The organism is Thermosynechococcus sp. HY596, assembly GCF_030518715.1.
In the GTDB taxonomy this organism is placed as follows: Bacteria; Cyanobacteriota; Cyanobacteriia; order Thermosynechococcales; family Thermosynechococcaceae; genus Thermosynechococcus.
In genome coordinates this window covers 2,609,775-2,622,899 of the sequence record NZ_CP130346.1, presented here as the reverse complement: position 1 = coordinate 2,622,899, position 13,125 = coordinate 2,609,775, and the positions used below count along the sequence as shown (strand labels likewise).

Annotated in this window: 14 protein-coding genes; 5 read left to right on the top strand and 9 right to left on the bottom strand. The window is 55.2% G+C overall.

All coding sequences use genetic code 11. The features are described 5' to 3' along the window. Positions 1–11: 11 nt before the first annotated feature. Complete coding sequence (locus QYC28_RS12890; protein ID WP_149821464.1) at positions 12–488, top strand: DUF3122 domain-containing protein; 477 nt, start codon at positions 12–14, stop codon at positions 486–488. On the opposite strand, the gene QYC28_RS12885 is transcribed toward QYC28_RS12890, so the two are convergent. From QYC28_RS12885 to QYC28_RS12875, 3 genes are read right to left on the bottom strand one after another with little or no spacing between them, the layout of a single operon-like run. Further along, the gene (locus tag QYC28_RS12885) at positions 485–1,960 is read right to left on the bottom strand and encodes an anthranilate synthase component I (protein WP_399375245.1); all 1,476 of its coding nucleotides are present in this window, start codon (positions 1,958–1,960) and stop codon (positions 485–487) included. The genes QYC28_RS12890 and QYC28_RS12885 overlap by 4 nt on opposite strands. Further along, positions 1,858–2,760, bottom strand: a complete 903-nt coding sequence (locus QYC28_RS12880; RefSeq protein ID WP_149821460.1) for an energy-coupling factor transporter transmembrane protein EcfT — start codon at positions 2,758–2,760, stop codon at positions 1,858–1,860. The genes QYC28_RS12885 and QYC28_RS12880 overlap by 103 nt, the downstream gene beginning before the upstream one ends. 9 nt (positions 2,761–2,769) lie before the next feature. Continuing rightward, a complete protein-coding gene (locus tag QYC28_RS12875) occupies positions 2,770–3,501 on the bottom strand; it encodes a PspA/IM30 family protein (protein ID WP_206200417.1) in 732 nt (243 codons plus the stop codon). A 238-nt stretch (positions 3,502–3,739) separates the two neighbouring features. On the opposite strand from QYC28_RS12875, the gene QYC28_RS12870 reads away from it, so the two are divergent. Then, a complete protein-coding gene (locus QYC28_RS12870; protein ID WP_286668785.1) occupies positions 3,740–4,054 on the top strand; it encodes a pentapeptide repeat-containing protein in 315 nt (104 codons plus the stop codon). On the opposite strand, the gene QYC28_RS12865 is transcribed toward QYC28_RS12870, so the two are convergent. Further along, complete coding sequence (locus tag QYC28_RS12865; RefSeq protein WP_302679605.1) at positions 4,055–5,155, bottom strand: histidinol-phosphate transaminase; 1,101 nt, start codon at positions 5,153–5,155, stop codon at positions 4,055–4,057. A 114-nt stretch (positions 5,156–5,269) separates the two neighbouring features. On the opposite strand from QYC28_RS12865, the gene QYC28_RS12860 reads away from it, so the two are divergent. Then, the gene (locus QYC28_RS12860) at positions 5,270–6,211 is read left to right on the top strand and encodes a DnaJ C-terminal domain-containing protein (RefSeq protein WP_149821452.1); all 942 of its coding nucleotides are present in this window, start codon (positions 5,270–5,272) and stop codon (positions 6,209–6,211) included. 1 nt (position 6,212) lies between these two features. Here QYC28_RS12860 and panB read toward each other — a convergent pair whose 3' ends face one another. Next, entirely contained in the window at positions 6,213–6,998 is a 786-nt protein-coding gene (gene panB, locus QYC28_RS12855) for a 3-methyl-2-oxobutanoate hydroxymethyltransferase (protein WP_190278113.1), read from the bottom strand. A 116-nt stretch (positions 6,999–7,114) separates the two neighbouring features. Between panB and QYC28_RS12850 the strand changes: the two genes are divergently transcribed. Together QYC28_RS12850 and QYC28_RS12845 are read left to right on the top strand one after the other, a co-directional pair. Further along, the gene (locus tag QYC28_RS12850; RefSeq protein ID WP_302679604.1) at positions 7,115–8,638 is read left to right on the top strand and encodes a bifunctional aminoglycoside phosphotransferase/ATP-binding protein; all 1,524 of its coding nucleotides are present in this window, start codon (positions 7,115–7,117) and stop codon (positions 8,636–8,638) included. Between the two features lie 45 nt (positions 8,639–8,683). Further along, the gene (locus QYC28_RS12845; protein WP_315863211.1) at positions 8,684–9,970 is read left to right on the top strand and encodes a homoserine dehydrogenase; all 1,287 of its coding nucleotides are present in this window, start codon (positions 8,684–8,686) and stop codon (positions 9,968–9,970) included. Here QYC28_RS12845 and cysW read toward each other — a convergent pair. From cysW to QYC28_RS12825, 4 genes are all read right to left on the bottom strand, one after another. Next, positions 9,967–10,806 carry a sulfate ABC transporter permease subunit CysW gene (cysW, locus tag QYC28_RS12840; RefSeq protein WP_302679603.1) on the bottom strand — a complete coding sequence of 280 codons (840 nt, stop codon included), beginning with the start codon at positions 10,804–10,806 and terminating at the stop codon, positions 9,967–9,969. The genes QYC28_RS12845 and cysW overlap by 4 nt on opposite strands. After that, a complete protein-coding gene (gene cysT / locus QYC28_RS12835) occupies positions 10,793–11,644 on the bottom strand; it encodes a sulfate ABC transporter permease subunit CysT (RefSeq protein ID WP_302679602.1) in 852 nt (283 codons plus the stop codon). The genes cysW and cysT overlap by 14 nt, the downstream gene beginning before the upstream one ends. Next, the gene (locus QYC28_RS12830) at positions 11,644–12,660 is read right to left on the bottom strand and encodes a sulfate ABC transporter substrate-binding protein (RefSeq protein WP_255451678.1); all 1,017 of its coding nucleotides are present in this window, start codon (positions 12,658–12,660) and stop codon (positions 11,644–11,646) included. The genes cysT and QYC28_RS12830 overlap by 1 nt, the downstream gene beginning before the upstream one ends. Positions 12,661–12,775: 115 nt before the next feature. Next, positions 12,776–13,102, bottom strand: a complete 327-nt coding sequence (locus QYC28_RS12825; protein ID WP_302679601.1) for a hypothetical protein — start codon at positions 13,100–13,102, stop codon at positions 12,776–12,778. Between the last annotated feature and the right edge of the window lie 23 nt (positions 13,103–13,125).

The following is a 13,125-nucleotide window of genomic DNA, read 5'->3' as shown; positions in this document are numbered from 1 at the left end:
GAGGAACTTCAATGAAACGTTGGCAGCGTTTGTTACTTGTGATCCTGCTCGTCATTCCCCTGTGGCTAGCGGTGTCCCCCAGTAGCCCTGCCATGATGCGCACCATTGAAGAGGCTCCCAATCAAGTGGTGGTGCAGTCGCGGCATCAGTTGCGCGATAATCGTGGCTTCACGTGGCAGGTGATTCTCTTTTCCCGTCGTGACCAGTTGCAATTACGCTTGGTGGGGTTTCCCGAGCAGTACCACTTTCGCCATCCCGATCCCTTGGTGCTGATCACATCGAGCGGTCAAACCCTCACAGCCGTAGATGACTTTCCCAAGGCAGACTCCGTTGCCAATGTGGGACAGTTTGACCTGTTGCCCCTCGCCTCGCAATTGCCCAAGAGTGAACCTTTGGTACTGCGTCCGCCCCTAGAGGAGCAGGGGATTGAGATTGCTGTGCCTGCGGCTGTGGTAATTGAATGGCACGCTCTGATGGAGGGAGCCTAGGAACGGGGGCTGATGGGCATAGGTGTTCCGAGGGCAAGGAGCAGGGCTTGGGCTTTGCTCAGGGATTCTTGCCATTCCCGCTGTGGATCACTGTCGGCCACAATACCGGCGCCCACCTGTCCCCAGGTCGTCTGGCGATCGCCTGCCACCAACAAGGTACGGATGAGGATATTCAAGTCCAAATGCCCCCGCTGATCCCAGTAGCCACAGGAACCGTAGAACAAATTGCGGGGAAAGGGTTCCAGAGCCGCCAAAATCGCCATGCAGCGCACCTTGGGACAGCCAGTAATCGTGCCGCCGGGAAAGAGGGCACGGATCACATCCACAGGAGACAGCCCCGGCTGCAACGTGCCGCGAACATTGCTCACCAAGTGAATCACATGGCTGTAGTACTCCAGCGTTAGGAGTTCATCCACCACCACACTGCCCCACTGGCACACTCGCCCCAAGTCATTGCGCTCTAAATCCACGAGCATCATGTGTTCTGCCTGTTCCTTGGTATTGCTGAGAAGTTCCTCGGCCTGGGCGCGATCGCCCGCTGGGGTTTGGCCGCGCGGACGGGTACCAGCAATGGGTCGGGTTTGCACCCTATCTCCCTGCACTTGCACCAAGCGTTCCGGTGAGCAACTGACAATGTAGCCCCAAGGGGTTTGCCAAAAACTGGCAAAGGGAGAGGGGTTAATCTGCTGCAGCCGCAGGTATTGTTGCCAAGGATCAACGCGCCCGTAATGGCAAAAGCGGGCCGACAGATTGGCTTGAAAAATATCGCCAGCACGAATATGGCGGAGAATCTGCCGCACCGCTGCTTGGTAGGTATCGGGTTGCCAGCCAGCGGCTAGTTCAATGCTGCCGGGGCGATCGGGCACCCAGAGAGATGGCTCAGGGGGTGTTTCCGCAAGCGCTTCTTGCAGCGCTGCCAGTTGGCTAGGGGTCGAAGCCGCCAAGTAGAGCAGATCTTCCTGATGATCCAAGACGGCAAAGGCTGCGGGTTCATACCAAAAGGCCACTGGAAAAGGGAGAGGATCAGGTTTTAGAGGGGGGAGGGCTTCAATTTCCCACGCCAACTCATACCCCAGCCATCCCAACCAGCCACCAGTAAAGGGCAGATGGCGCACCGCTTCAGGAACCGCTTCACATTGGGGAAAGCTTTGTAGCGTCGGCAGGACTTGACCCAAGGAGAGTGGCCACTGGCGATCGCCGCGGGGGGAACCCGCACAAATGGAGTAGCGCGCTTGGGAGGTGGGGGCTTGGGCTGGACTTTCGAGGAGGACGGCAATCGGCTCCGCCAAAAATAACTGCTGAAAAACGGCGCGACCCGTGCGACGCCGCAGCGGCAAACAGCACCATAGCCACGGCTGACAGGGGAACATCAATGGTGTGTCACCCCCAACCAACCCAAACGAACCAACCAAAATAACCCCATGCCCCCCAGAGCCAACCAATCTCGCCGCTGCAGTCGCAGATGGTGCCAGGGATTATCGTAGGTTCCCGGTTCTTGAAAGCCCCGCACCTGCATCGCACAGGCCACCTGTTCTGCCCGCAGGAGTAAATTGTCCAACAGCCGTACTGCTAAGGTGAGCCACAACTTGATGCTGCCCTTAATGCCCACCAGTCGCCAATTGATGGCACGCGTCCGCACTGAGCGGCTCAGGTTTTGCACCTCTTCTAAGACCAAGGGAATAAACCGCAGCGACAGCGTCAAGGTCAGGGCAATTTCGGCCACCGGCAGCTTAAAGCGTTTCAGGGGCTGCATCAGATTTTCCAAGCCAGCGGTGACTTCCTCAGGGGCAGTGGTGAGCAAAAACAGATGCGTACTGTAAAGGAGCGTAAACAGGAGGGTACTCAGGCGTAACCCCAAATCCAGCGATCGCTGGGAGACTTGCAGATGAATGGGAAACTGACCCACTTGGGTATGAAACTGCCACAGGATATAACTGTAACTCGTGGGCGGAGCGGTGGCTGCCAAAGGGCGGCGGGGTTGATAGGTGACCGCCATCCCATCCGGCATCAAAGCCGTGATGACTAGAATTAAACTCCCCACCAAGAGGAGCCACAGCAGTTGCCGCCGCCACACCCGTGCGGGAATCCCCCCTAGGAGGGTCAGGAAAATTAAACTAACCACTAGCCCCAACCGCCAAGTGACATCCGCCAAAATAGGTGCCAACAGAAACGTCATCAACCATGCCAGCTTGACCCGTGGATCAAGGCGATGCAGCCAAGTCACAGGTTGTTCAAGGTATAGCCCCAAAGGGAGCGATCGCAGGAGATCCATGGAAAATAACTAGTTCTTCTCCAGTTCCCGCCGCAGGGCTTCCAACTCTGGATCGTAGGCAGGGGTGCTGCTGGGTGACAGTTGCGGGTTGGCCAATTCTGCCTTCAGCCGTGCCAAATCGTCATCCACACTGCCGGCTTCGAGGGCGGCAAACTTGGCTTCGAGGGTATCGCTATTGAGTTCAGCCACGGCTTGGGAGCGAGCCTCCATTTCCTGAACCCGTTCCTCCATGCGCTCAAAGGCGGCCATGGGGGCATTGGTGTTGAGGCTGCTAAAGGTTTGTTGCAGTTGCTCTGAGGCCTTGGCTGCCCGTGCCCGTGCCACCAGCATTTCTTTGCGGGTTTTCGCTTCCGCAATCTTGCTTTCAAGCTGCTGCATTTGTTTTTTGAGGGCTTCCACTTGGGTCACAGACTGCTCCAGTTGCCCTTTGAGAGCCATGGCTGCATTCAGTGCTGTTTTTTTGCGACTCAAGGCCTCAAGCGCTAGTTGCTCATCCCCATGTTGCAGGGCAATTTTGGCACGGCGCTCCCACTCAGCCGCCTGCTGTTGATGTTGGTTGAACTGTTGCTCTAACCGCTTTTGGGAGGCGATCGCTTGGGCGACGGCTTGCCGCAGGGTCACCAGATTGTCCTGCATTTCAATCATGGTCTGCTCAAGGATTTTTTCGGGATCTTCAGCAGCACCCACCAGCGCATTGAGCCAACTGCGAACCACACGGCTGACGCGATCAAACAGTCCCACAGCGTTATCTCCCTATTGGTTCCTTATCTATAGCAGTATGCCACTTTCCTTAGACCCTTTGGCCACGAGTTCCAAAAACGGTCGCTGCCCTAGGCTTAAGCTATAGTAAAATCATCAGAATCCTGATCCTACTCTAGTGATGTCTGCTTCTTCGGGGCGACCTTCAGACGCCTTTGATAAACACGGTTTTCTCAGTCGCTACGCCCCAGCCATGATTAATCAAAATAGAGCTGATCAAATGCTGGCAGACTATGCCAAAGGGCGGCGTGACTTTCGGCGACTGGATTTGCGCGGTGTCACCCTAGAAGATGTGAATTTGGCGGGGGCAGATCTCAGTGGCTCGGATTTAAGCAATGCCACACTGACCAACGTGGATTTGACCAATGCCAAGCTGATTGAAGTTAAGCTGATCAATGCTGAACTGACGGCTGTGCAATTGCGCCAAGCCAACCTGAGTCGCGCCAACCTGCGGGGTGCCACACTGACCCACACGTCTTTAGCCACGGCAACCCTGCGGGGAACAGTCCTGCCCAATGGCCGCTGGTCCGATTAGCTAAAGCTGGTGCAAAAAAGCTTGCAGCCGTTGCCAAAAGCGCTCCATCTCCGCTGGTGTGCCAATGGTGACCCGAATTCCGCCAGCGATCGCCCGCACAAGGGTACCCTGACGCCGCAAGGCATCACACAGGGGCTGGGTGTATTGCGGTTCCTGCAAGCGGAAAAAGAGGAAATTGGCCACACTCGGCCATACCCGCAGTTGGGGGCACGCCTGCAGCCGTTCATAAAGGCGCTCCCGCTCTGCCAGTACCGTGGGAATTTCTGCCAGCAACGTCTGACGATGGTCAAGGGCAACCTGCGCCGCCACTTGAGAAAACGTAGGCAGGTTATAGGGCAGACGAACCTTTTCTAAAACCGCAATCACCTCTGGATTGCCAATGGCGTAGCCCACCCGATGGGCGGCGAGTCGAAAGGCCTTGGAAAAGGTGCGCAGAATCAACCAGTTGGGATGCGCTGCCAAGTCCCCCACCAGTGTCTTGCCCGAAAATTCAAAATAGGCCTCATCAATCACCACTAAAATGTCCTCAGGAAGCTGCCGTAGCCAGTCCACCTCCGCTGCGGTTAGGGGGTTCCCTGTTGGGGAGTTGGGTTGCAGCATAAAGAGAACGCGCACGGGGGGAGCCGCTTGGGCAATGAGGGTATTGGCTTCAGCAATTTGCACGGCAAAGGTGTCAGGATCGCGGGGCGATCGCTGGACGGGAATCCCTAGGATTTGGGCGAGGATCCCGTATATGGAAAATGTCGGTTCTGCCACTAGGATAGAACCGTAGCCCCCGATCGCAGTGGCCAGTAAAATCGAGCGAATTAGCTCATCGGAGCCGTTGCCCACCGCAATTTGGTGTGGGGAGATTTCAGTTGAACTGTGTTCATTGACATAGCGGGCGATCGCCTGCCGCAGCGGCCAATGGTGACTGTCGGGATAGCGATGACTGGCGAGGGTGCTGACATACTGTTGAGCTAACGCCTCCTTAAGGGCAGTGGGCAAATCCCACGGAAACTCATTGGTATCGAGGTAATCCAGTTCTAGGGGTAGGGAGTCGCTCGTGGGGGTGGAGTAGGCGCGGAGGTTGCTCAGTTCTGGACGAAGAAACGTCGCCATGCCAAGACGGTATAAAGGGATTCAACTATAATAACACTGAGCTTTTTGCCCTAATTTGCTGCCAGCCCTGACACTCAATCTTCATCTTTTGATTACGTAGAGGCGAATGTTCCTATGGCGCGTACCGACTTCAAAGATTACTACCAAATCCTCGGGGTCAGCAAAAATGCCACGGATGCCGAAATTCGGCAAGCCTTTCGCCGCCTCGCGCGCAAGTATCACCCCGACTTAAACCCAGGGGACAAAGAGGCAGAAGCTCGTTTCAAGGAAATTAACGAAGCCCACGAAGTGCTCTCGGATCCGGAAAAACGACGCAAATACGATCAATTTGGTCAGTATTGGCAACAGGCCAGTGCGGCGGGTGCTGGTGGCTTTAATGTCAATATTGGTGACTTTGGCGCTGACTTTAGTCAGTTTGGCAGCTTTGAAGACTTTATCAACGAGTTGCTGGGGCGATTTGCCACCGGCACGACCACAGGGCGTACCCGCACTTGGAGCAGCGCTGGCTTTGATTCATCGGCATTTGGCGGCAGCGATGTTGATGCGGAAGTGCAAATTAGCTTCCAAGAGGCCTTTCAGGGCTGCCAGAAATCATTCGCCATTGGTAATGAACAGGTGACTGTGACGATTCCCGCTGGTGTTAAGCCAGGGACAAAGTTGCGGCTGCGGGGCAAAGGTCAATATAACCCCTACACCCAACAGCGAGGGGATTTATATCTCACGGTACAGGTGGCGCCTCATCCCCTCTTCCGCTTTGAAGAGGATCAATTGGTGATTGATTTGCCGATTACCCCGGATGAAGCTGCCTTGGGTGCTCAAGTCACGGTGCCGACGCCCTCGGGGACTGTGGTTTTGAATGTGCCTGCGGGCACGCGATCGGGGCAATCACTGCGGTTACGGGGCAAAGGGTGGCGCAGTAGTAGCGGCATTGCTGGCGATCTCCTTGCTAAGGTACAAATTGTGCCCCCCAAATCCCTGAGTGCCCAAGAAAAAGAACTCTACGAAAAGTTGCGATCGCTGCGCACCTTTAACCCCCGTGCCCATTGGCCGCTCTAAGTTAGGGAAATTGCCGCGATTTTACAGCTTGGCAGTAGCTCTTAAGGGCAGCGATCGCCTGAGTGCCCAAGTCGGCATACACCTTAGCAAAGGGGGGCACCTGTGGACTCAAGCCCAAAACATCTGCCGTCACCAACACCTGACCATCACAGTAGGGGCCTGCGCCAATTCCAATCGTGGGAATTTTCAGCTTGGCGGTAATCTGCTGTGCCAAATCCGCAGGAATATGCTCCAAAATGATGCCAAAGGCACCTGCTTCGGCCAGAGCAAGGGCATCTGCGAGAATTGCTTCTGCCCCCTGTGGCGTCTTCCCCTGTTGTCGCCATCCCCCCAACTGATGCACCCGCTGCGGCAACAGACCCACATGACCCAGCACCGGGATGCCGGCCTCCACTAAGCGCCGCGTTGCTGCCTGCACCACGGGTGAAGCACCTTCCATTTTCACTGCCTGTACATCTGCTTCTTTGACTAAACGCCCCGCCGATCGCAGGGCCTGCTCTGGGCTTTCGTGGTAGCTCAAAAAGGGTAGGTCACACACGAGGAAACTGTGGCTGACGCCCCGCCGCACCGCCTGCGCATGGTGAATCATCTGATCAAGGGTCACCGGCAACGTGGTTTGATAGCCAAGGGCAACCATACCAAGGGAATCCCCGACAAGGATCACATCCACCCCCGCCGCATCCAATAGCCGCGCCCACAGATAATCCCAAGCCGTGAGCATGGTAATTGGCTCTCCCTGCTGTTTTTTTTGCTGGAGTTGGGGTAATGTGACGGGGCGACGCACCATAGTCAAATCCACGAGCTTCGTATCCCCATCCTCTAAAGGAACGCTCAAAACGTCAATTTAGCCACAGGCATAGAGTCTAGTGATATGATTGGGGCGCGATGTTAGCCACAATACGCATGTCTTTGCCTGCCTTTGTCGAAGCCCTATTAACCCCTGCTGCGTACCCCCATGCAGTGACCTCTCCCATTCAATTGCTGCAAACGCATATTTCCTACGTATTTCTGACGGGGGACTATGCCTATAAGGTGAAAAAGCCGGCGGATTTTGGCTTTTTGAACTTTACAACCCTAGAAAAGCGGCTATTTTACTGTCGGGAAGAGTTACGGCTGAATCGCCGTTTGGCGTCAGATCTCTACTTGGCGGTGGTGCCCATTGTGGCGGTGGGCGATCGCTATTTTGTGGCGGATCCCCAAGACTTACCTGCGGGAGCTGAGGTGATTGACTATGCTGTGCAAATGCGGCAATTTGATCAGTCGCAACTGTTTTCGCACCTCTTTGCCGCCAACCAAGTCACCCCCCACCTAATTGAATCCCTCGGTAAAGAACTGGCTCACTTTCACCGCACGGCTGCCACCAGTCCCCACATTAGTGAATTTGGCTCCCCGCGGGCGATCGCCCAAGTGATTAACAATTGCCATGCCTTGGCAGCTCAGTTTGTCGGTCGCTGTCAATCCCCAGAGCAGTACGCGGCAATTCAAGCCTTTACCGATGACTTTTTGACGCGGCATCAGGAGTGGTTGGTGCAGCGGCAAGCCGGGGGCAAAATCCGCGAGTGCCATGGCGACCTGCACCTGAACAATATCTGTCTGTACAACGGCAGGGTGCAAATTTTCGACTGTATTGAGTTCAACGAAGAATTTCGCAACATTGATGTCATTTACGACGCCGCTTTTTTGCTGATGGATCTGGAGTTTCGGGGGCGCGGCGACTTGGCCAATCTTTTCCTCAACACCTACTTAGAGTGGAGTGGGGACTACGCTGGGGCAGTGCTGTTGCCCCTTTACCTCTGCATCAGAGCCTATATTCGCGGCAATGTGAACGCCTTGGCCCTCAATGATCCCGCCATTAGCGAGGCCGAAAAGGCAGACATCCAAGCCACAGCCGCCGCTTACTATGCCGCCGCCTATCGCTATACCCAACCGCGTCAAGCCAAGCTCTATGTCATGTGTGGTCTCTCCGGAGCAGGCAAAAGTACACGGGGGCGGGGTCTGGCTCAAGGGGAGCAGGCCATTCAAATCCGCTCCGATGCCGTGCGTAAGCACTTGGCGGGCATCCCCCTTGACCGCCACAGCAGTGATTTCCCGCAGGTCGATCTCTATTCTGAGGCCATGACCCAAAAAACCTATAATCAGCTCTTGGCCTATGCAGAATTGTTGCTGCGTCAAGGACAAACGGTGATTTTGGATGCGAAATACGATCGCGTGGCGCTGCGCCAACCCGTGATTGCCCTTGCAGAGAAACTGCACGTGCCCCTAGAGATTCATTTCTGTAGTGCACCCCCGGAGGAATTGCGCCGTCGCTTGAGCGATCGCCAAGGGGATATTGCCGAGGCCACGCCCGATCTCATTGCTGCCCAAATGGCCAGTTTTGAATCCTTTTTGCCTGAGGAGGAACCCTACGTTCGCCATGTGTGTGACTAGGACGAGCGCGACTGATAATAGGAACAGTGCAATAGGACGGGTCTGATGTATCACATTGGTTTACTGGGGTTGGGCACTGTTGGTGGTGGTGTGGCACAAATTTTGGCGGATCCAGCGGGGCGCCATCCGCTGATCAAGGAACTGGCGATCGCCCAAGTGGGGGTACGGAATATCCATAAACCCCGCGCCATTGCCCTTGATCCGCAACTGTTGACAACAGATTTAGAAAGTATTGTCACCAACCCAGCCATTGATATTGTGGTGGAAGTCCTCGGCGGCATTGAACCGGCGCGATCGCTCATCCTCAAGGCCATTGCCCACGGCAAGCACATTGTCACCGCCAATAAGGCCGTGATTGCCCGTCATGGTGCTGAAATTTTTGATGCGGCCAATGCCCAAGGGGTCTATGTGATGCTCGAAGCGGCCGTGGCTGGTGGGATTCCCGTCATTCAAGCCCTGAAACAGAGCCTAGGTGCCAATCGTATCCACAGTGTCAGCGGCATTCTCAATGGCACCACCAACTACATCCTGACCCGCATGCAGCAGGAGCAAGGGGATTTTGCCCCTATTCTTGCCGACGCCCAACGCCTAGGGTATGCCGAGGCGGATCCCAGTGCTGACATTGAGGGATGGGATGCAGCGGATAAAATTGCCATTCTTGCCAGCCTTGCCTTTGGCGGACGGATTCGCCGCGAGGAAGTGTATTGCGAGGGCATTAGTGGCATCACCGCAGCCGATATTGTCTATGCCGAAAAGCTAGGATTTCGCATTAAACTGCTGGCGATCGCCCGCCAGCTCAGTGGCCAGCCCCTAGAGGTGCGCGTGCATCCGACGCTTGTGCCCCTTGAACATCCTTTGGCCGGCGTCAATGGTGTCTTTAATGCCATTCTTCTCGAGGCAGAGCCGTTGGGACAGGTGATGTTCTATGGCCCCGGTGCGGGTGCAGGGGCAACCGCCAGTGCTGTCGTGGCGGATTTAATCAACATTGCCGCCCTTCTGCCCCAAGGACGTGCCAGCCATCCCTTGCTCACCTGCCAGCATGATCAGTTGATGCCGCTGCTACCGATGGCAGAGGTGGATAGTCGTTTCTATGCCCGTGTCCATGCCCAAGATCATCCGGGGGTACTAGGAAAACTCGGCACCTGCTTTGGTAACCATAACGTTAGTCTGGAGTCCTTGGTTCAAATTGGTAGTCACAACGATCTGGCAGAAATTGTAATTGTCACCCACCATGTGCGCGAAGGAGAGTTCCGCCAAGCCATGGCCGAGATTGGCCAAATGACTGATATTGAAGCCGTGCCCTCGATTTTGCGCGTCCTCGGCACCTCCTAGGGATTGGGCTTGATCCCTGTTTTCCGCTCCAAAATTTCCTTAACCACGAGCGTCACAAGCGCTAGCAAACCAAGGATCACCGCTGCTGCGTAGGCCGACTCCGTGTTGTAGTTTTTGTAGGCGTCTTCAACAAAGAGGGGCAGGGTTTGCGTCAAGCCCGCCACATTGCCAGAGACCACGGCAACGGCTCCAAACTCCCCCATCGCTCGCGCATTGGTCAACAGGACCCCATAGAGCAGCCCCCAGCGGATATTGGGCAGAGTGACTCGCCAAAAGGTTTGCCACTCATTGGCGCCTAGGGTTTTTGCGGCTTCCTCCTGCTCGGTGCCGATTTCTTCCAGGACAGGGATGACTTCTCGCGCCACAAAGGGCAAACTCACAAAGGCTGTTGCCAGCACCATCCCCGGAAAAGAGAAAATAACGCGAATATCTAAAGCTTGCAGCCAGCCCCCGAACCAGCCATTGCGGCCATAGACCAGTACCAGCATCAGTCCGGCAACAACGGGGGAGATGGAAAAAGGTAGGTCAATAATGCTCAGTAAAAGGGTGCGCCCCACAAAGCGATGGCGGGCGATCGCCCAAGCGGCACAGAGGCCAAAGACCGTGTTTAAGGGCACCACCACCAAGGCAAGGGCAAAGGTCAGCCACACCGCATGCAGAAAATCTGGCGCCAGCAAATTTTCCAGAAAGGGCATGACTCCCTTGTGAAAGGCTTGGAAAAGGACATTGGCCGCCGGCAGCAAAAGCACAAGGGCTAAGTAGGCGATGGCAATGACAATCAAAAGGGCATGGAGCCACGGCTTTTCTTGGGTGGGCGAGGGTTTAACGCTCCGCATAGCGCCGCCCCCACGCTTGCAGCAGATTAATCAGAAATAAAATCGCTAGGGACACCAAGAGCATCACCGTGCCAATAATGGTTGCTGCCTCATAGTCATACTGTTCTAAGCTCTGAAACACCAGCACTGAGGCAATCAAGTCCCGAAAAGGAGTGTTGGAGGAAATAATCACAATTGAGCCAAATTCCCCCACTGCCCGTGAGAAGCCTAGGGCAACGCCTGTGAGAATAGCGGGCATCAAAGGTGGCAAAATCACTCGCCAAAAGGTCTGCCCATGAGTAGCACCCAGCGACCATGCTGCCTCCTCCACATCCTTTTCCATTTCAGTGAGGACGGGCTGCACCGTGCGAATCACGAAGGGTAAGGAAATAAAGAGCATCGCCACCGCCACCCCCCAGCGGCTGAAGGCAATTCTGATTCCGAAGGGCGCTAGTAAGCTACCAATCCAGCCATTTTCGCTATAGACCGTTGCGAGGGTGAGACCCGCCACCGCCGTCGGCAATGCAAAAGGTAGATCCACGACAGCATCAAAGAAGCGCTTCCCCGGAAAGGAATAGCGCACCAGCACCCAAGCAATCAGGGTACCAAAGACGCCATTGATCAGCGCTGCGATGAGGGCAGTCACAAACGTGACTTCATAGGCCGACAGGGCGATCGGTCGCGTTGCCACCCGCCAAAAATGCAGTGGCCCAGCACTACTGGCACGGCTCAAGAGGGCAGCAATGGGTACAGCCAGCATCACGAGTAAGTAAAAGACCGTGATTCTCCAAACCCAAGGAAACTGCCAGCGCTGTTTCTGAGGAGAGAGTGACGGCGAAATGGGGTGGGTAGCGGTCATCAGGCTTGATTCTCCTGCTGAATTTGATCAAACAGGGCACCATTAGCGAAAAATTGGGCTTGCACCTTCTCCCAGCCCCCTAAATCTGCCACGGTAAAGAGGGTGGGCACGGGTGGAAACGTCTGCTGATGGGCGGCAAGGACGGTGGCATCCACGGGTCGAAAACCATATTGGGCAAAGATCTCCTGAGCTTGGGGAGTATAGAGAAAGTCAATATAGGCCTGTGCTACCTCCCGTGTGCCATGTTTATCCACGTATTGATCCACAAGGGCGATCGGGTTTTCAATCAGGATATTCACAGGAGGAAGGATATAGGAAAGGGTCTTGCCCTTTTGGCGAGCCAAGATCACTTCATTTTCATAGTTGATCAGGGCATCCCCCTGTCCCTGTTTCAAAAAGGCATCAGTGGCTTCACGACTATCGCGGGGGAGAGCGGCCACATGGCGAAAGGCTTCAGTCACAAACTGCCGCGCCTGATCAAACGTTCCCCCTGTTTCCGTGACCGATCCCCACAGGGCAAGGAAGTTCCAGCGAGCCGCGCCAGAGGTTTTGGGATCGGCAGTCACAAATGTCACCCCCTCACGGGTGAGATCCTGCCAGGTTTGCAGATTTTTCGGGTTGCCGTCACGGGTAATCAGGGCACCGACAGAAGTGGTGACAATGCTGTTGTGGGGGGCTTGGCTAGCCCAATCGGGGCGAATTAACCCTGCTTTGGCAATGCGATCGACATCTAAACCAAGGGACAAGTGGACGATATCGGCTTCTAGGCCATCAATCACCGCCCGTGACTGACTGCCCGAGGGACCATAACTCGTTCGGAAGCGCACTTTTTGTTGATGTTCCTGTTCCCATTGAGCAGCAAACAGGGGCATAATAGCCTCGTGCGCTTTTTTAGTGACCGAGAACGAAGAAAGGGTTAGATTCACCTGAGCAGGGCGACCATCGGGCAGAGTGGCCTGAAATTGACAAGCAGCGGTGAGACCACTGAGACCTACCGCTAGTAAGAACAAGCTCAACCAAACCCTAAAACGCCGCCAATTGACCATTCTGCTATCAATCTACGATAAATCGGTCGGAATACCGATGTGTAATCCATCTTAGCAGAAGGGGTGGCGATTCTGACTGGAGTTCTTAAAACGTGATCAGCACCCCACTCGGATTCGCGGGAATCACATACTGCGGTTGATTGCGATGGGGCTTTTTGCGGTGATGGCGCGATCGCGGGGAGACTGGCGGAACACTAACCACTCTTGGCTGTACCACATACACGGGTTGTGTTTGAGGGGTAGGCACCACATAGACGGGTTGGCTAGAGGGACTGGGCACCACATACACCGGCTGACGGGAACCACCAAGATTCACGTTGACATTCAGTTGAGCCGCGGCGGTATCCACAAAGGAAAGAACCGCCAAACCAGTCAAGGACGATAGGCCAACGACTTGAAGTGTCTTCAACATCGTCAACTCCTCCACAGAAAAAA

Coding starts and splice junctions, on each gene's coding strand:
- QYC28_RS12890 (WP_149821464.1), top strand. CDS start 12: ATGAAACGTTGGCAGCGTTTGTTACTTGTGATCCTGCTCGTCATTCCC.
- QYC28_RS12880 (WP_149821460.1), bottom strand. CDS start 2,760: ATGGATCTCCTGCGATCGCTCCCTTTGGGGCTATACCTTGAACAACCT.
- QYC28_RS12870 (WP_286668785.1), top strand. CDS start 3,740: ATGCTGGCAGACTATGCCAAAGGGCGGCGTGACTTTCGGCGACTGGAT.
- QYC28_RS12865 (WP_302679605.1), bottom strand. CDS start 5,155: ATGGCGACGTTTCTTCGTCCAGAACTGAGCAACCTCCGCGCCTACTCC.
- QYC28_RS12860 (WP_149821452.1), top strand. CDS start 5,270: ATGGCGCGTACCGACTTCAAAGATTACTACCAAATCCTCGGGGTCAGC.
- panB (WP_190278113.1), bottom strand. CDS start 6,998: ATGGTGCGTCGCCCCGTCACATTACCCCAACTCCAGCAAAAAAAACAG.
- QYC28_RS12850 (WP_302679604.1), top strand. CDS start 7,115: ATGTCTTTGCCTGCCTTTGTCGAAGCCCTATTAACCCCTGCTGCGTAC.
- QYC28_RS12845 (WP_315863211.1), top strand. CDS start 8,684: ATGTATCACATTGGTTTACTGGGGTTGGGCACTGTTGGTGGTGGTGTG.
- cysW (WP_302679603.1), bottom strand. CDS start 10,806: ATGCGGAGCGTTAAACCCTCGCCCACCCAAGAAAAGCCGTGGCTCCAT.
- cysT (WP_302679602.1), bottom strand. CDS start 11,644: ATGACCGCTACCCACCCCATTTCGCCGTCACTCTCTCCTCAGAAACAG.
- QYC28_RS12825 (WP_302679601.1), bottom strand. CDS start 13,102: ATGTTGAAGACACTTCAAGTCGTTGGCCTATCGTCCTTGACTGGTTTG.